Below are 17414 nucleotides of genomic sequence, written 5' to 3'. Positions count from 1 at the left end.
CGGCCGATCGGGAGGAGATTATTAAGTTTTTCTTTCAGATGATCCTCTTTCTTTCATCACGGAGGGTATCACTACATGACTCGGATTGTCCCTTATCGGTCTCTCTATCTGCTTTAGCAATAGTGATATGATGTTGTTGCTCAGTTCTTCCAGCGGCTGGCGTATGGCCGTGATCGCTGGAGAGATCAGGTTAAAGGCTTCATGATCATCAAAGGAGACAATCCCGAAATTCATTTTCGTGCTAGTGTTTAGCTCATTTATTGCCGTCAGTCCTGCTAAACAGAGATAATTGGTTGCGAAGATGATCGCATCCAATTCCGGATTGCTTTCAAGAAAATCCTTGATAAGCTGCTGTTTTATTGCTTTTTTGTTTTCAAAGGATATATAGGCCACTTTAGGATCAATGGCTAATTTTTCCATCGTCTCTTTATAGCCTAATAATCGGTCCTGCATCTGGCTCTGTGCAGATTCGAGCGTAACGAATCCAATGTTCCGAAAGCCTCTGTCATAAAGATGCATACAAGCTTCTGTCATTGCTTCCCTGTTGTTTGTTCCGACGAAATCTACACCGTCTACCGGATCCCGGTCAAAAAGAACAATTGGGGTATGTTCATCGACCATTTCTTTCACTATATTTTCTATTCCTTTGGTCGGCGCGATAATATAACCATCTAAATGGCTCCGTCTGAAAAAATTGATCATCTCAATGGCTGTATTCGTATCACCGAGGGTACTGCTGTACATTATTCGATAACCTTTCGTTTTGGCTAAATTTTCGATCATAAGCGCTATTGGGCCAAAGAAAGAATCCGAAATATCTTCAACAATAAGTCCGATACTGCTGCTGCGGCCTGTTGCGAGACTTTGAGCTAAGTGATGAGGATAAAAACGAACCTCCCTGACATAATCTAAGACCTTAGCCTGTAATTCTTTACTGATGCGCCTTTCATCAGCTTTTCCGTTAATTATCAATGAAACGGTGGACTTTGCTATATTTAAGTGTTTCGCAATGTCATTTATCGAGATCTTTTTATTTTCCATATATTCTAAAGCTTAAAAATATAGATTTTTATCCACTCGCATCCATAACAGTCCAAAAACATTTGATCTATTATTTTTGCCTTAAAATTAGTTGTGTTTTTAAGGTTGCCTTTGGTTAAGGGGCAAGTTTGAGGCCACAAAATATGTGAGACTGCGGCTTCCATTTTATTGAACGCAATTATAATTCCTGCTTTTTTATATAAGTTTGAAGTTGGAGAAATCGGTAAATTTACGGTGGAGGATAAACGAAATTTTGAGTAAAAGTTTTGAAAGGGAGGATGAAGAAATTGAGCAATTGTAAATAAGTAGTTTTGAAATTTATAGTTAATCAGCTATTCCAACTTGCATGTAGAGTAGCTGATTTTTTAAAAACTATTTATCGCTTCACAAATCCAATACCGCTGATGCTTGCTGAGCCTCCTGTCGTTAACGGCTGAGATACTGTATTCCAGACCACCGGATTAATTTGATCAGTGGTGATGGTTTCCTGGACCATGACGCTGGTGGTACCACTGTTTAGAACAAAAGCATTATAACTGCCTAAAGCACCCATCAAAGCCGTAACATCATTTAAGCTGATGCCTACCGAAAAAGTTGGTGTCGCCACGGTCAATAACCAAGGCATAGATGTTTTATTATCCGCGGATAGTCCGTTGGCTGTCACAGCTTGAACGACCGCTGCTGTAGTCAAAACGTTATAACCCCTGTAACGAACCCAGTTGGTGCCGGATAACAGTCCGCCAAATTGATTCAGGTCATAGGGCTCAAAAGTAAATTTGGTGGTGTCCGTACAATTGCCAATGTAAGGTGAAAACACGATTTCTCTAGTCTTAATGTGAAAAAAAACAGATGCAGTTGATGCGATGCAACTCAGGAATCTAACTCGGTACCATCTTCAGCTTCAGGAACAAAAGACAACACTTGGCAATATCAGGCACAGCAAGAACTGCCACATGATATCCAAGTATTTATTACCAAGATCAACAAAAAACTCATTACTAAGATAGATAAGGAAATCTAAAGATGCCTGAAAGAAATTAAGAAAGCTATCGAAAAGGAAGATGTATTGAAAGAGCATGTAAGAAAGGTTTTGACGATAAGAGGTGTAAGATTGATTACGGTAGCAACGATATTAGCTGAAACAATGGGTTTTGAGCAGTTTCATAATTCAAAACAATTGGTTAGGTATTCAGGCAATGATGTAGTACAAAGAGAATCTGGCACCTCGATTAAAGGCAAGACTAAGATACCTTTTTCATTTAGGTAGATATGGGGTACGAAAGGAGATATTATTTTGTTGTTGTCTAAATAAAATGATTAACTTTATGGAAACCAATAGCCTCATTATGAAGTTTCCATTACTTTCTTTTTTTTCTTTCTTCTTTTTATCATTTGCTACAGCTCAATCATCAGCTGAAAAACCGCTTAAAATCGATCCAAATGACTGGATAATGGAAAAGCTGGCTAATGCTAAAGTGAAAAAGAATCTAGTGTCGTATAAAAACAATTTTTTCCAATTTGATACTGTACGTGTAATTGGATTTATCGAAGATTATAGTCCTGCACTAGAATTTACAAGTGGTATTATTTATAGCAGTAATGAGTTGACTCGTGAAGATTATCCGACTACCATACAGGTTTATCCTGATGGCCGTTTTGAGGCGAGCTACTTGGCCACGCACCCGACAACGAGTTACCTTATTTTCAAAAATAACCAATTTAAATTTTATATCGAACCGGGACAAACGCTAGCCTTGCGATTTAGAGTTACAGCAGATGAGAATTTAGCGTTAATAGGTTTTGAAGGCCCTCTTGCTGCCGAGAATCAGCAGTTCAGAGGTTTTGATTGGAAAAATAATCAACGTGCCTTTTATCGGGGTATGGAAAGCCGTTTGAAAGAGCAACCGATTTCAGCAATAAAAAAGCAAATCTTGACAGCGTGAGATTCGGTACAAAATGAAGTAAACGGACGGCTAAAAAAATCAGATTTTTCACCAAAAGTAAAAAATCTGATCCAAACGGATGTTGCGCTCATATACGCAGTACAATTGATGGATATGCAAATGTATCGAAAGGATTACCTAAGGCACAATCCTACAAATGCCTTCCTAAAAGAACCTCTACCCAGTGATTATTTCAATTTTATAGCTCGCTTAGACCTAAATGATCCGGCCATTTTGGCACTGGGTGACTTTTCAACCTTTATCAACCGATTCGAATATTCGACACTATTTAGTCGTGATGTCTATTATGATGCCTTAAATAGTCAACGTAAAGGGAATTTATATTTGGTATTGGATTCGGCAAATCGAAACTCTAACCCAACAATAGCCAACACGTTGGTCTCCGAAGTTGCGAAACTACGTACCTTGCAGTCGGCATTAAATGGTGCGGCTGATACCGCAGGGATAACAAAAACTACAGAACAATTGTTGGCCGTGTTAACAAATAAAGATTTAAGGGATGAAGCGCTCAAACTGGCAGATCGTGTAAAGAAGTCCAGAAACGGTTATTTACTGCCCCATACTACTGCTGCGGCCGTCTTTAAGAACATGACAGATAAATACCGTGGTAAAGTCGTTGTCGTAGACTTTTGGGCAGAGTGGTGCGGTCCGTGCCGCTCCTGTATTGAATCAACGCAAGGGAAACGCTTAAAACTCAAAGATAATCCGAATTTGGTTTTTGTTTTTGTAAAAGATATTGAGGGGACTCCAGATATGGAGTTTTATAAAGATTATATTGTTAAAAATAGCATGTTTGAATCCTATCGAATTTCTGCCGATGAATATAGGGCATTGCGCGAATTATTTAAATTTAACGGAATTCCGAGGTACATACTGATGGATCCTGATGGTAGAATTAGAAATGATAATTTCCAAATGCATAATCTGACAACTGAGCTTCCAAAAAATTATCCACAGCTGTTTACGTATCAATTGATGCAAGGAATCAAATAATTCGAGAACGGGCACTTATAGGTAAATATTGTATCTTTGTTAATAAGGATACTGTACTCCAGTTTGATGAAATAGGCCTAAGTGATAAGATAACCATTATTTCATCTTAATTTAATAGTAAATAGAAGAAATTAGCGGAAAGTTTCTACTCAGTTTTATGTCTTGGATTGGATTTATACAAGGTAATCAAAGTTCATTTAAGGAAATCTACGATGCGTATATCGATGATTTGTATATCTATGGTAAACAATATCATTTTGATAAGGAGACCGTACTGGACTGTATCCATGATCTTTTCGTAAATTTATTCAATAATCCCAAAATTGCAAAAGAAGTTAATGTTAAGTATTATCTTTTCGCTGCGCTACGCCGTAAGTTGCTCATGATCAAAGTACAAACAGTAGCTATCGACGGCCTCTCAGAAGATATCAGCTGGACAAATAGCCACGAACTGGAACTAATTAATGATGAGGTGGAAGCTAAAGTTGTAAAGGTGATCAAAGAAAAGGTAGATGCATTACCTAAAAGACAACGTGAAGCGCTTTTTTTAAGATATTATCTTGATTTCACCTACGATGAGATTGCTAATATGATGGGGGTCAATGTGGAGACTTGTCGAACACTTACTTTTAGGGCTATCAAGCAATTAAAAGTCGAATTGAACCCGATTGAGCTCTTTACTATCTTTTATATTTTTTTTTATAAATTTTAGTCTATGTTTTCAAGAATTGTGCTCTATATCTTTAAAAGCATAGTTTGTGAAAACCAAAAAAGAAAAAATTAAACATATATTTGATATTGTGCCCGAAGACTGTCTTACTGAAGACGATAAGGCGCAACTCTTTCAACGGATTGTCCACAGTACAAATAATAGCCGCCGGAAAAGATGGTTTGCCTATGTAGGCTCAATTGCTGCTGCGGCTTGCTTATTGATCTGCTTCAAATTATTTTCCCCTTCTAATACCAATGCGGATACAGAACTTGATATCGGGAAAATAGCCGCTATTAGCCAAACTTTCATTAAAAATAACGATAGCTTGCAACTCATTTCTATCGATCCAGCTGCTGAAAACCATGCCATTTCTTTTTTGAAAGTGAATGATCGCCCCGATATATTGAATTTGCTAACTCCTAATAATGCCGGAGAAACTGTTCGTTACAATACGGTATTTGTCCCTTATGGCAGGAGACAGGAATTTACCCTCCCGGATCAGTCTAAAGTATGGTTAAATGCGGGATCTTACCTTACTTATAACCCGGATATGCAAAATAAACCGCGCGAGGTCTACCTCAATGGAGAGGGCTATTTTGATGTGGCTCATACAGGCACAACCTTTATCGTGAAGACAAAAAATGCTGCAGTTAAAGTGCTTGGGACGACATTTAATGTTTCTTCCTATGAGGAGGATAAAAGAATGTCAATTGAATTGATAACAGGAAAAGTGGAACTCAGTAGCCCGCATTTCGATCATATCACCATGACTCCAGGACAGTTTATTGCTTATGACCTTCAACAAAATAAGATGCTGATCGATAATAGTGGTGATGGGAATGAAATATTGTGGACAAAAAAACAGCTTGTACTCGATCGCTTGTCAACCAAGGAACTGATCAGAAAATTAGAAAGAATCTATAACGTGAAAATTCATACGGATCAAACTGTATTGGAAAAAACGACTATTTATTCTGGAAGGATCAATCTGGATGTAAATATACTGACGTCTTTAAGTAACATTTATGAACTTAGAGATTATACGATAACACAACTAGAAAAGGAGGTCTGGATTAAAAGCAATTGATTATTTAACCATAAAATTGGATAAAGAGGAATTGCCGTCCCCTTTATCCGTTAAAATTAAACGTTTCTAAAAATTTAATTTCATCAAAATTATGAAAAAAAAACAGGTGGGACAAAATCTCTCCTCAGGACAACTATTGTCACCTAAAATTAGGTATAACATGAAGATAGGATCCCTTGCTATTACAGGCGTATTGCTTTCTGTAAGTGCACTTGCGTTTCCCCAGCGGATAACGCTCAAAATGAAAAATGCACCATTGAAACATTTTTTGCAGTCGGTTCAGAAACAGACTGATGTGGCGCTGCTTTATCCAGAAAATTTATTATCCGGCAAACGGGTAGATATTGATATTGATAAAGAGGAGTTGCTGCCGGCCTTAAGGCAGGTTCTCCAGAAATTTAATTTAAATATTACGCAGGGAGTAGGACAGCTAACGGTGGTTCCGGGGAAAGGGCTGAACACTGCAAGTGAGGATAAACGGTCAGTCTCACAAGAAAAAATTGTTGTCAAAGGACGTATTTTTAACATGCAGGAACCACCACTTCCTTTGGCAGGTGTAACGGTGTCTGAAAAGGGGGGGATGGCCAAGAGCGTATCGGACAACGAAGGTTATTATTCGCTGGAGATAGTCAAAGGTAGCCGCCTGCAGTTTACTGCTGTGGGCTATCTTTCTAAAGAGGTGTTGGTGAATAAAGCCGAAGCAAACCTCACGGTATCACTCAAAGAGAACGTCTCTGATCTGGATGAAGTCGTAGTCGTGGGAATGACAGAAATGCAAAAAAAGCATATTGCTAGCTCCGTGGCTTCTTTGGATATCAAATCAAATATTGAAGGGAAACCTATTACTAATCTCTCGCAATCATTACAGGGGGGCGTAACAGGCCTTACGGTACAGCAGGGGTCTGGCTTGCCGGGCGGAGATGCCGCCAGTATCAAAATTCGGGGTATTTCTACCTTGAATAATTCGGATCCGTTGGTGCTTGTCGATGGTGTACCGATGGATATGAACCATATTGATCCCGTTACAGTAGAAAGTGTGACTATATTAAAAGATGCAGCGGCAGCGGCGATATATGGAGCGAGGGCAGCGAATGGAGTTATTTTGGTTACAACGAAACGTGGAAAAGCTGGACAGATCAATGTTTTGTATGACGGATATTATGGACAACAATCTCCAACAATCCTTCCGGAGTTTGTTGATGCGCCAACGTACATGCGCATGTATAATTATGCCCAGGTGGCATCAGGCGGACAAATACTTTATACGGATGAGCAGATCAGTAAAACCGAATCCGGTGAAGATCCCATCACTTATCCAAATACCAACTGGACGGATATCGTTATTGATGAAAATAGTCCCTTGACTTCGCACTCCTTGGCCGTCAGCGGAGGAAATGATGTTGCGCGTTTTGCGGTTACAGGAAATTACATGTACCAGAAAGGTATGTTGGCCCTCAATAAAATGGACCGTTTTAATATTCGGGCAAATACCTCGGTATCGCTTTCCAAGCGTTTTTTGATTAATCTGGATGTATTAGGTATCAGGCGGAATACTTTATACCCTAACAGGACCATAGACAACGGGGGCAGCAGAATACTGGACGATCTATATCGCCTGCCGCCAACGGTATTGCCTAAATATCCACAAGAGGAAGGCTGGCCAGCAATTTATGGTCGATACGCTGATATTGTCAATCCATTAGCTTATGAAGAGGTCGGCGGTACCATTGGTTATCAATATGACCAGGCAACAATCAATCTACAGCCAAAATGGTCTATTACTGACAATTTAAATTTACGGGGGCAGTTTAGTTACCGGCTGAATAGTGATGTGTATAAACAGAATAGAGATAATTTCTATTTCTTTGACTATTATACCAAGCAACTGGTGCAGACATGGGCGGTGCAGCGGAATGCTTATTCAGAGACAAGAAACACTTATTACTATCTGAGCGGTGCTCTAGACTACAACAAGACATTCAAAAAGCACAATATTTTTGCAATGGGTGGTTTTTCTGTCGAAAAATTTAATGATGGTTATTGGAAAGAATCATCCTTGGTATCCAGTTATGCCAAGGCAAATTATTCCTATGATAATCGTTACTTGGCCGAACTGTCGTTTCGTGCAGATGGCTCGTCCAAATTTGGTCCTGGAAAAAAATATGGTTTTTTCCCCTCATTAGCACTAGGCTGGAATCTGCATAATGAACGCTTTTTCCATGTGGATGCCATCAGCAACTTAAAGCTGAGAGCTTCCTATGGTCAGCTGGGCAATGAAAATATTGGCCTTTACCTCTATCAAAATCTGATTAACGCAACGAATGGATTGGAGTCTGTGTGGGGAAACCCCAATATTACCTGGGAAAAGGTGAATATTCTCGATTTGGGTTTGGATATGTCTATCTTTAAGAATAAACTTTCACTGACTTTTGATTATTATGATAAAAGGACAAATGATGTTCTCCTTAAACCTACTGTCGCTCCTTCAGGCGCTATTGGTTCTGCTCCTTTAAATGCGGGTAAGGTGAGCAATAAAGGCATGGAACTGTCGTTGAATTATAATGATAAGATCGGTGACGATTTTAGTTTTTCCATAAGACCGGGTATTTCTTATAATAAAAATAAAATTACGGAACTATTGGGTGGTCCATATTATTCGGGAATCTCCACGAATGAGGTTGGTTATGCTATTAAAAGCCATTACGGTTATGTAACCGACGGTATTTTGCAGTATGATGATTTTGCCGCGGACAAGAAAACTGCCCTGGTTCCGGCGCTCGCCGGTGAAGGTCCCGGAGATATCAAATACGTGGACTTAAATGGTGACGGAGTGATTGATGAGAATGATCAAAGAGTAATTGGAGACCCTACGCCTCGCGTCAATTATTTCAGCAATGTGAGTTTTAGTTATAAAAATTTTGATTTTGAATTCTTGTTGCAGGGAGCTGGCAACCACGATTATTCAGCTAATCTGGGGGGAAAATCTGCGGGGTATTTATGGCACCCGCTTAATTTAAGTGCATCGGGAGGGATTCCAACGACTTATCGGGCAGCCAATACATGGCGCGAAAATAATCAGGATGCTATCTATCCACGTTTGCTGGCAAATCCCGCAAACAATATCCTGCGTAGTGATTTTTGGTTGTTTAATGCCAAATATCTCCGTGTCAAATTTATTCAGGCGGGGTACCGATTTAATAATGCTAACTTGAATAAATATGGGATAAAAAATGCGCGTCTATATGTTAATACGCAAAACCCATTTCTCTTTACAAAGTTGAAAATGGCAGATCCCGAATCGCAAGGTGGATCTTGGACTTATGGTATGATGCGTATATTTTCTATTGGACTAACGGCTAATTTTTAAGAAAGATGAATACGATAAAAACGAAAATAAAAGTTTTTGGCCTACTGCTGATGGCCATGTTAAATAGCTCGTGCGAAAAATTCCTGACCGTTGACAGCCCTGACGGCGTGTCTGACGGGCAGTGGTGGAATACGGAGACGGATGGATATAATGCCTTGGCAACGGTGTATGCTGGAATCCCTGGGGGAAGTTCGGGCCGAAATATCATGTACTATGCAGGTCTTACCGATGAAGCAGTACAGCGGGGCGACTTCAAGGGCGAGTACGATGGTTTTACAAGGGGCTTGGCATCTAGTCGCTGGGGAGTGTCCAGTAGTTTGTGGGCAGATGATTATACCTGTATCCGTAGAGCCAATAGATTCTTGGAAAATATAGACGGAGCCTATATAGATGCCGAATTGAAAGAAAGAATGAAACTGGAGGCAAGGGCCCTGCGGGCTTACTATCATATGGAGTTGATGCTGGTTTTTGGAGATGTCCCTTTATTGACCAAATCTCTCACACCAACGGAAAATCAATCTTTTCGTACGCCGCAAAAAGAGGTATATGATTTTGTGGTCGCCGAGCTGCAAGACTGTGGAGCAAAGCTGCCGGCGACGTATGTAAATGCTGATCGGTGGCGCATGACCAAAGGTGTTTGTCTCTCCCTGCTATCTCGTCTGGGATTGTATTATAAGGATTTTGAACTGGCTAAAACTGCCGCAAAACAGGTAATTGACTCCAAAGTGTATAAACTCTGGATAAGCACAACAAACAAAAGTGATAGTTATTCAGAACTCTTCAGCTATGCTGGTGAGCTAAATGATGAACGGATATTTTTCAAAGAAAATGGCTGCTCTAATGCCTGGACATCTTTTGCACCTTTTGGAATTGGCGGCGAAACGTACCTCTCACCAACCAATACTGTTGTCAATAATTATGAGACGAAACAAGGGAAGACTATTCAGGAGCTTGGGCGTGACTCAACACTGATCTATCAGCAAAATCCAAATTATAAAAATAATAGGGATCCGCGCTTGTCAGCTTCCATATTTGTGCCGAATGATAAGTTTCAAAACCAATACGCGCTAGATCCATTTTACAATCCAACAGATAAAATAGGTGAGACCAAGTCGACAGCGACGGGGTATTGGATAAAAAAATACATTGATGCCAGAGATAGACAGGCCAAAAGCGGTAGTCTTGATTTTATGATCATCCGCTATGCGGAGATATTGCTCAACTATGCCGAAGCAATGATTGAAACCGGGCAATGGAATAACCCCGAAGCGCTGGCGGCGATTAATGAAGTGCGGGCAAGAGCTGCGATGCCGGCAGTGAATAGCGGTTTATATGGTACGCAGGTCAAAATGCGTGAATTGATCCGCCGTGAACGTCAGGCAGAAATGGCTTTCGAAGGAGGACGTTATTTTGATATCCGCCGTTGGGGCATCGATGAAGCAGTAATGAATGGAGAGGTCTTTGGGGCAACAAATCCCAAAACAGGAGAATTGGTAAGGGTACAGAATCGCACCTACAAAAGAAATAGGGAGGGGCTATGGCCAATTCCTGAGGTGGAAATGATTGCCAATCCAAATATGGTACAAAATCCAAATTATTAAATGTGTATTTACAGATGAAAAAGAAAATAAAGATAATCTTACTAAGCTTGCTTTTTCTGCAGACTGCTATAGTGTTACATGGTTGCCGCAAGACCTATAGTCCCGGTGATTGGAATCTGCTGCCGGCGAAAGAGCCGGAAAAACCGCAAGAAACGGATGATACACCGACAAAAAGTTTTAAGGTAATGTCCCTAAATATGAATGTAGGGACCTCGATCGCCAATTTTGATGTCATGGTAGAGCTAATCAAGGAATATGATCCTGATCTTTTGTTTTTGAGACAGGTTGATAGTGCGACTACCAGAGCTGGGAAAGTCGACCGGCCGGGCGCCATTGCTAAAGCATTGAATATGCAATCTTTCTTCAGAAAAAATATAGATTACCAAACTGGGGGATTCGGAAACGCAGTATTATCAAAATTTCCGATCAAGGATAAATTCAGTCAGTTGTTAAGTCGGGAAGAAGGGAATACGGCAGAGTTACGGAGCATGACGATGATTAAGGTCGAAATACAGGAAGGACATGAGTTGTACTTTGCGGGTACCGAACTTGATCCTTCTGTCGCCAATAACAGGGCGCTTCAGGTCGTTGATCTGCTCAATGCCACAGAGAAGCTTACCCAACCTGTGATTTTAGTAGGAAATCTGAATGAACAGGAATCGGCAAATGGCCCTGTGCTGTCTTATCTCAAAGGGGCTTTTACCTTTGGTTGCTTAGGCACTGGATGCCCTTGGAATGCTCCGAAAGATAAACCGACAGGCGTATTTGACTATATTACTTTTAAGGATGGTAATGAAAGGTTGCAATTGAGTAACTACGGTACATTCTCGAAATCTGCAAATACCTTTTTACCCATGACGGCAGAATTCAAATTAAAACTTCCAAAATAGATCATACAATGAAAAAGATTATTCTTGGAGCCTTGGCTCTTTTACAATTATTTAGCTGCAGCGGGGATGAGAACCCTGAGTTGCCGCTCGCAGCAAAGAAGAAGCTGGTTGCCATGACCTATAATATTCACCATGGAGCACCCGAAAATTCGGATGTCATCAATTTGTCGAATATTGCTACGGTGATAAAAAACAGCGGGGCTGAACTTATTGCCCTCCAGGAGGTGGATGTTAATGTGGGGCGCTCGGGCAACGTAAATCAAGCTGCAGAATTGGCAAAACTTTTGGGTATGGAATACTATTTTTCTAAATCTATTGATTACAATGGTGGGGAATATGGGGTCGCTATACTTAGCAAATATCCGTTGTCCAATAAGCGCCGGGAATTACTGCCCATGCCAACGGCTGGAGAGCAAAGAAGTATTGCTTTGGCTACGGTAACTTTGCCTAATGGCAAAAATATTGACTTTGCGGCCACTCATTTTGACCTCAACGTGCCCAATCGTTCAGCTCAGGCCGCGTATCTTAATGAGATGAGTGGTGACCTTAATAAGGAATTGTTTGTAGGGGGAGACTACAATGCAGAATCGACAACCGCTGAAATGCTTAAGTTACAGGAAGGCTTTAGGCTCTCTTGCATGAGTACCTGCCCGCTATCTTTTCCTGTACGCAATCCAGCTAAAGCAATAGATTTTGTGATATTTAATCCCAAAGCTGCAACAACATATACATTGGCATCAGCTGTAGCCCTGACTGGTCAATATGCTTCAGATCACTTGCCAGTAGTTGTAGTCTTTCAGTATGAATAAAAACTAGGTTACAGGACATTAAAGTTGAAAGCAAGATTGAAATGCTTAGGGAGGTAGAATTTACAATTGTTGAAATCTGCCAAAAGCTTGGTATGGCCAAGCCTGAGGTTGAGAAGTATTTCAAAGGAATAGAGAAACTGTAATAAAGTAGTTTGAAGTTTATATTTATTTAATTTATTGAAGCCATTTCCGAAAGGGAGTGGCTTTTGTAATTGGTAGCTGTTTTATGCGGCAAATCCTATTTAAGAATAAAAAAATGGCTTTTGTGGAAAATAATTGAAATTTTTGATCTCACGTCTAAGCCGTGTTCTAAGCCGATCCCTATTCTGTATATATGTCTAGAATATTCCTAGCAGTTGTTTTTAAGTCGTTAATTAAACTACTGGGTGCTATAACTTTCACATCATTTCCATACGATAGCAATTCCATAAAGAAATCGTGTGTGAGGAATAGTTTCAGTTTTACACGGACTTCATCATCGTTATCGATTAGCAGCATTTGTGATTCATGTAAGGGTAATGATTTGATATATTTCCCTTGCAAAGGGTTGAATGATAAGGTGACTTCCTCTGGTTTGTCACTATTCGGGCCTATAATACCGAAGCAGTATCTATAATGCTCGTTAACATCAAAATTTTTCGGAAATTCAAACTTCTTTTTCAATATTTCCAATTCGTTCAGTCGATCAAGTGCGAAACATTTGATTTTTTCGTTTTTAAGGTCCTTTGCCAATAGGTACCACCTGTTTCTAAATTCCTTCAAGGCATAGGGTTCAACATGACGGTCAGTCAATCCATCTTCCCAATATTTTTGATAGACAAACTTGATCTGGATATGATTTTTAATGGCATGCAATAAGCCGTAAAGATGCTCCGTACCCTGTGGCTTTCGCTTTCAAAGTGGATATAGTTCGATAATCTGTCCGTGAGGTTCAAGGCATTGAATATGTCGAAAGCTTCCAATATCCGTTCGTTCAACTCGGGTTGTTCTGCCTGGTCAATGTAATAAACCTTTTGGATAAAGTCGTATTGGATATCGATATTATAAATGGAGAAAATATCTTTTCTGTCCCGCTGAAATGTACGTATAGATACGTTAAAATCATATTCTTGTATCTCAGACTCTGTAGTGGCAGTTTACGCAGTACATCTTTCGATCGTGAAATATGAAAAATAAAAAAGGTTTTCAATCGGGGAGATGAAAACCTTTAAATAACCAATTATAAACCTAATAAGGTGTTGTAAATATAGGTTTTTTTATTGTTTTCGCAAAATTAATCTATTTTTATTTTGTTTTTTACTTGTTTTTCTTCTATTTCTTTTGTTTTTAATGTGTGATTTCTGTTTTTTTTCTTTTATTTTTCCGTTAATATCTGTTAATGTTATTTTTTTTGTTTTTATCTCTTATATTTTTGTGTAATAATGTATTTTTCAATTTTTATTTTGAAAAGTTATTGATTTTTGGTGTTGTTAGTGTCTTTTTTTATAGCGGGATCAATGCTCATGGGTGCTAAGCAAAGTGCATGGCCGTATTCTTCACTGTTTATTTAACCAATCTTTCTCAAAAAAAAACAAACGTTAGGCTTTCTTAGCAGTTATACTTTAATGAGAGACAAATTTTGAACGCAAAGAAAGAACAGCATGATAAACGAAACATTAATTCAACTTTCACAGAAATGGCCTTCATGGCTCTGGAATATTGCATTAATTCTATTTTCATTTTTAATTGGTTTCCTGATCAAACTGATTTTTATGCCGCTTTTACGCAGGCAGGCCATTCAGCAGGAGTCTTATAGCCTATTCCGTTCCTTTGTGAGGCGCTTTAACCGGGTGCTGAGTGTGTTTATCCCATTGATTGTTTTTAACAGCTTATTGCCGTTTGCCCAATTTAACGAACGGACGTTTCGCGTGGTCAGTAAAACTAATGAACTTTTGCTGGTCAGTTTTTTTGCCATCGTGCTGATACAGGGGATCAAGGTTTTTGAAGACTACCTCTACCATCGTTTTGATATCAACAAGGAAAATAACCTGCGGGAACGGAAGATCAGGACACAAATTGTTTTTATCCGAAAAGTGGTGGTCACTCTGATCATCGTAATTTCCTTGGCAATCATCCTACTCAGTTTTGATAGCATGCAGAAGATCGGCGCCGGCTTGCTCACAGGGGTGGGGGTTGGCGGAATTATCATCGGTTTTGCAGCACAGAAATCTTTAGGGAACCTGCTCGCCGGTTTTCAGATCGCTTTTACACAGCCTATTCGTATGGATGATGTATTGGTAGTCGAAGGGGAATGGGGTCGTGTAGAGGAAATCAATCTGACCTATGTTGTCGTCAATATCTGGGACAAACGCCGTTTGGTATTGCCCATTACATATTTTATTGAAAAACCTTTCCAGAATTGGACACGTACGACCTCTGAGATATTAGGTACTGTATTTATCTATACAGACTTTACCGTACCTGTGCAGCAATTGCGGGATAAACTCACGACCTTACTTACCGGGCATCCACTTTGGGACGGTCAGGTAAATGTACTTCAGGTGACAGACTTTAAAGAGCGTACCATGGAGATCCGATGCCTGATGAGCTGCCGTAATTCGGGCCAGGCTTTTGACCTACGCTGTTATATACGTGAACAGATGATTGCCTATATCCATACGAATTTCCCGGATGCATTAGCCAGAACACGGGTGGATTATCAGGAAGGTTCAGAAAAGAAATTGAATAACTAAGGAGCGATCGAAAATGATGGTCTGTTGAAAATGAGCGTAATTTGTTTAAGTTTGTCTAAAATGTTAGTTCTAGCGATATGCTAATTTTCTATATGGTGTTCTCGGGACTATTAATTGTACTGAGTGTATTACCCTTTATCCAGAGCCAGCATTGGATCTTTCGGGTAGCTGAATTTGTTAAACTGCAGCTGCTGGTGTTTCAGGTGCCGGCATTGGCAATAGGCTTTTACCTCGTGGGTAAAGATTCATGGATATGGTGGCTGCAGGGGGTGCAAATGGCTCTGATTGTTTATCATGCCTATATATTAATACGTTATACCAAATTTTGGCGACGGGAAAAATATGAAAAAGGTGAAAATGCATCCGATAGTATTAAAGTGATCTCCTGTAATGTGCTGCAATTCAATACGGCGTATAAGCGCTTCATTGACCTGATTCAGAAAGAAAAACCGCATGTTTTTTTGACCATGGAAAGCGATGCGGCATGGGAAAAAGCCTTACGTGTGCTGGAAAAGGATTATCCTAATTTTGAGAAGGTAACCTTGGACAATACCTATGGTATGCATTTTTATACTAACCTGAAGATCAAAAAATGTCAGGTACATTATTTTATAGCGGATGATATTCCGAGTATTGAAGCTGAGTTGGAAACCGCCGATGGACATCGTTTTATCTTTTTTGCCGTTCATCCGCCGCCGCCAAGCCCGACGGAAGAAGAAAATTCCAAAGAAAGGGATGGTGATCTGCTCAGTGTGGCCAAACGGGTTCGGGGTTATAAAATGCCAGTAGTTGTCACGGGAGATTTTAATAATGTGGCCTGGGCTAAATCTTCCCTTTTGTTCAAGAAAACAAGTAAATTGATCGATGCACGCATTGGCCGGGGCATTCTTTCCACCTTTCATGCCAATTATTGGTTTTTCAGAGTCCCCTTGGATCTGTTGTTTCATAGTCCAACGGTATTTATCGATAAACTTTTTATTTATCCTTCTGTTGGATCGGATCATTTTCCAATGGGCTGTACCTTTTTTATCGACCGCTACTCCGAAGAGCAGGCGGAGGATATTGAGCACCTGGAGGAAGGTGATATGACCGATGTCAACGAGATGATCGCGGCAGGTAAAGAGGAAGAGAGTGACAATCGAATTCCGGAAGAGGAATAATGCTCTTATCGAAAACTATCGATTTTTTGCGTTTTCCACTCATCGTAGGGGTAGTCTTTATTCCTACAGATTTTTCCAATTTCATCATTCAAGGTTCAAAACAGATTAATATACTCTACTTTCCTGTTTTCGCATACGTTTTTTTTCTTTTTTCGAAGTTCGTGTTTGAAATTTGTGTGCCGCTTTTCTTTTTTATCTCAGGTTTTTTTTATGCTATTTTTGTATTTTCTCTGTCCAGTCATTATTATACTGTTAGGCTATTATTTTATTGGGCTATTAAGAAGCTGTTGCCCAGTTTTACGGCAGTTATTTGCGGAGGTAGATTATCATGAAAAAAAAGAATTGGATCGTTCTGGCAATCGTAGCAGTTATTTTGGCGGCGGGAGCCATTCTTTATAGATTTTATTATCCGAAAAATATAAAGTTGCTTAAGTCGGAGTTTGTCTTTACAGATTTAATCCACTTGGAAAGTACAGCTGTGAAGAACCAGGGGGCCTCCAATACCTGCTGGTCCTATACTGGTAATTCTTTTCTCGAATTAGAAATGATCCGGATGGGTAAAACTCCTGTAGCAATTTCGCCCCTATACACAGTCAGGAATGCTTACTTAGAATGCGCTCACAACTACTTGCGCTTGCATGGAGGTCTATTGTCGACGCTCTAATGCGCCAAAGTGCGTTTGATGCTTGGCAAACAACAGATGATCATGCGCTGCATATTGTAGGCTTGGCAAAGACCAGAACGGCAAAGAGGCTTTTTTGCGACAATAAACCGGATTAATCCAGCTTTTTTCCTCCAGACTTTTTACTAAACAAATGAATGTATATTTTTTTAGCGTTTTTCAAATATTTTTATCAGGCATTTATTGTTCTATAATTTAATATGTTTAAACAATTTACTTTTTTTAATGAATATGTTTCCATTTTTCAGATTTAATTTGAAATATGTTTCTTAATGTGATATTTACATTTTGGCTTTCTATTTTCTTAAGGAGAAAACAGTGTGTTTATTGTTGTTGTTTATTTTTCTATTTTTTTTTGTTTAGATATTATTTATTT

At 39.5% G+C, this 17414-nt stretch carries 13 protein-coding genes and 1 pseudogene; 11 read left to right on the top strand and 3 right to left on the bottom strand.

Annotated features, from left to right (window positions below):
- Window positions 1–21: 21 nt before the first annotated feature.
- Together B3E92_RS04885 and B3E92_RS04880 are read right to left on the bottom strand one after the other, a co-directional pair.
- Entirely contained in the window at window positions 22–1041 is a 1020-nt protein-coding gene (locus B3E92_RS04885) for a LacI family DNA-binding transcriptional regulator (RefSeq protein ID WP_286766772.1), read from the bottom strand.
- A 376-nt stretch (window positions 1042–1417) separates the two neighbouring features.
- Window positions 1418–1858, bottom strand: a complete 441-nt coding sequence (locus tag B3E92_RS04880) for a hypothetical protein (protein ID WP_286766773.1) — start codon at window positions 1856–1858, stop codon at window positions 1418–1420.
- Between the two features lie 249 nt (window positions 1859–2107).
- On the opposite strand from B3E92_RS04880, the gene B3E92_RS24360 reads away from it, so the two are divergent.
- The 9 genes from B3E92_RS24360 (at window position 2108) to B3E92_RS04840 (ending at window position 12464) form a co-directional block, all read left to right on the top strand.
- Window positions 2108–2308: a transposase gene (locus B3E92_RS24360; RefSeq protein ID WP_369012020.1), complete on the top strand. Its 201-nt coding sequence runs from the start codon at window positions 2108–2110 to the stop codon at window positions 2306–2308.
- A 58-nt stretch (window positions 2309–2366) separates the two neighbouring features.
- Window positions 2367–2984, top strand: a complete 618-nt coding sequence (locus tag B3E92_RS04875) for a hypothetical protein (RefSeq protein ID WP_286895604.1) — start codon at window positions 2367–2369, stop codon at window positions 2982–2984.
- A gap of 114 nt (window positions 2985–3098) precedes the next feature.
- Entirely contained in the window at window positions 3099–3998 is a 900-nt protein-coding gene (locus B3E92_RS04870; protein WP_286895602.1) for a TlpA family protein disulfide reductase, read from the top strand.
- A 157-nt stretch (window positions 3999–4155) separates the two neighbouring features.
- A complete protein-coding gene (locus tag B3E92_RS04865; RefSeq protein ID WP_286766775.1) occupies window positions 4156–4710 on the top strand; it encodes an RNA polymerase sigma factor in 555 nt (184 codons plus the stop codon).
- Between the two features lie 46 nt (window positions 4711–4756).
- Window positions 4757–5797, top strand: coding sequence for a FecR family protein (locus B3E92_RS04860; protein ID WP_286766776.1), 1041 nt, complete (start codon window positions 4757–4759; stop codon window positions 5795–5797).
- A gap of 160 nt (window positions 5798–5957) precedes the next feature.
- The gene (locus tag B3E92_RS04855; RefSeq protein ID WP_286778834.1) at window positions 5958–9164 is read left to right on the top strand and encodes a SusC/RagA family TonB-linked outer membrane protein; all 3207 of its coding nucleotides are present in this window, start codon (window positions 5958–5960) and stop codon (window positions 9162–9164) included.
- 5 nt (window positions 9165–9169) lie between these two features.
- Window positions 9170–10765, top strand: a complete 1596-nt coding sequence (locus B3E92_RS04850; RefSeq protein WP_286766778.1) for a RagB/SusD family nutrient uptake outer membrane protein — start codon at window positions 9170–9172, stop codon at window positions 10763–10765.
- 14 nt (window positions 10766–10779) lie between these two features.
- Window positions 10780–11655, top strand: coding sequence for an endonuclease/exonuclease/phosphatase family protein (locus B3E92_RS04845; RefSeq protein WP_286766779.1), 876 nt, complete (start codon window positions 10780–10782; stop codon window positions 11653–11655).
- An 8-nt stretch (window positions 11656–11663) separates the two neighbouring features.
- The gene (locus B3E92_RS04840; RefSeq protein ID WP_286766780.1) at window positions 11664–12464 is read left to right on the top strand and encodes an endonuclease/exonuclease/phosphatase family protein; all 801 of its coding nucleotides are present in this window, start codon (window positions 11664–11666) and stop codon (window positions 12462–12464) included.
- A 321-nt stretch (window positions 12465–12785) separates the two neighbouring features.
- Here B3E92_RS04840 and B3E92_RS04835 read toward each other — a convergent pair.
- A pseudogene (locus B3E92_RS04835) lies at window positions 12786–13322 on the bottom strand (helix-turn-helix transcriptional regulator); the annotation flags it as partial.
- 782 nt (window positions 13323–14104) lie between these two features.
- Here B3E92_RS04835 and B3E92_RS04830 point away from each other — a divergent pair.
- Both B3E92_RS04830 and B3E92_RS04825 read left to right on the top strand, forming a co-directional pair.
- Complete coding sequence (locus B3E92_RS04830) at window positions 14105–15196, top strand: mechanosensitive ion channel family protein (protein ID WP_286766781.1); 1092 nt, start codon at window positions 14105–14107, stop codon at window positions 15194–15196.
- A gap of 77 nt (window positions 15197–15273) precedes the next feature.
- Window positions 15274–16356, top strand: a complete 1083-nt coding sequence (locus tag B3E92_RS04825) for an endonuclease/exonuclease/phosphatase family protein (RefSeq protein WP_286895598.1) — start codon at window positions 15274–15276, stop codon at window positions 16354–16356.
- Window positions 16357–17414: the final 1058 nt, after the last annotated feature.

The organism is Sphingobacterium sp. UBA6317, assembly GCF_002440385.1.
In the GTDB taxonomy this organism is placed as follows: Bacteria; Bacteroidota; Bacteroidia; order Sphingobacteriales; family Sphingobacteriaceae; genus Sphingobacterium; species Sphingobacterium multivorum.
Note: the sequence above shows the minus strand (reverse complement) of the source record. Positions and strands in the feature narration are given on the sequence as shown.

Excerpts from the sequence above, each read along its gene's own strand:
- B3E92_RS04885 (WP_286766772.1), bottom strand. The coding sequence starts at position 1,041 with ATGGAAAATAAAAAGATCTCGATAAATGACATTGCGAAACACTTAAAT.
- B3E92_RS04875 (WP_286895604.1), top strand. The coding sequence starts at position 2,367 with ATGGAAACCAATAGCCTCATTATGAAGTTTCCATTACTTTCTTTTTTT.
- B3E92_RS04870 (WP_286895602.1), top strand. The coding sequence starts at position 3,099 with ATGCAAATGTATCGAAAGGATTACCTAAGGCACAATCCTACAAATGCC.
- B3E92_RS04865 (WP_286766775.1), top strand. The coding sequence starts at position 4,156 with ATGTCTTGGATTGGATTTATACAAGGTAATCAAAGTTCATTTAAGGAA.
- B3E92_RS04855 (WP_286778834.1), top strand. The coding sequence starts at position 5,958 with ATGAAGATAGGATCCCTTGCTATTACAGGCGTATTGCTTTCTGTAAGT.
- B3E92_RS04850 (WP_286766778.1), top strand. The coding sequence starts at position 9,170 with ATGAATACGATAAAAACGAAAATAAAAGTTTTTGGCCTACTGCTGATG.
- B3E92_RS04845 (WP_286766779.1), top strand. The coding sequence starts at position 10,780 with ATGAAAAAGAAAATAAAGATAATCTTACTAAGCTTGCTTTTTCTGCAG.
- B3E92_RS04840 (WP_286766780.1), top strand. The coding sequence starts at position 11,664 with ATGAAAAAGATTATTCTTGGAGCCTTGGCTCTTTTACAATTATTTAGC.
- B3E92_RS04830 (WP_286766781.1), top strand. The coding sequence starts at position 14,105 with ATGATAAACGAAACATTAATTCAACTTTCACAGAAATGGCCTTCATGG.
- B3E92_RS04825 (WP_286895598.1), top strand. The coding sequence starts at position 15,274 with ATGCTAATTTTCTATATGGTGTTCTCGGGACTATTAATTGTACTGAGT.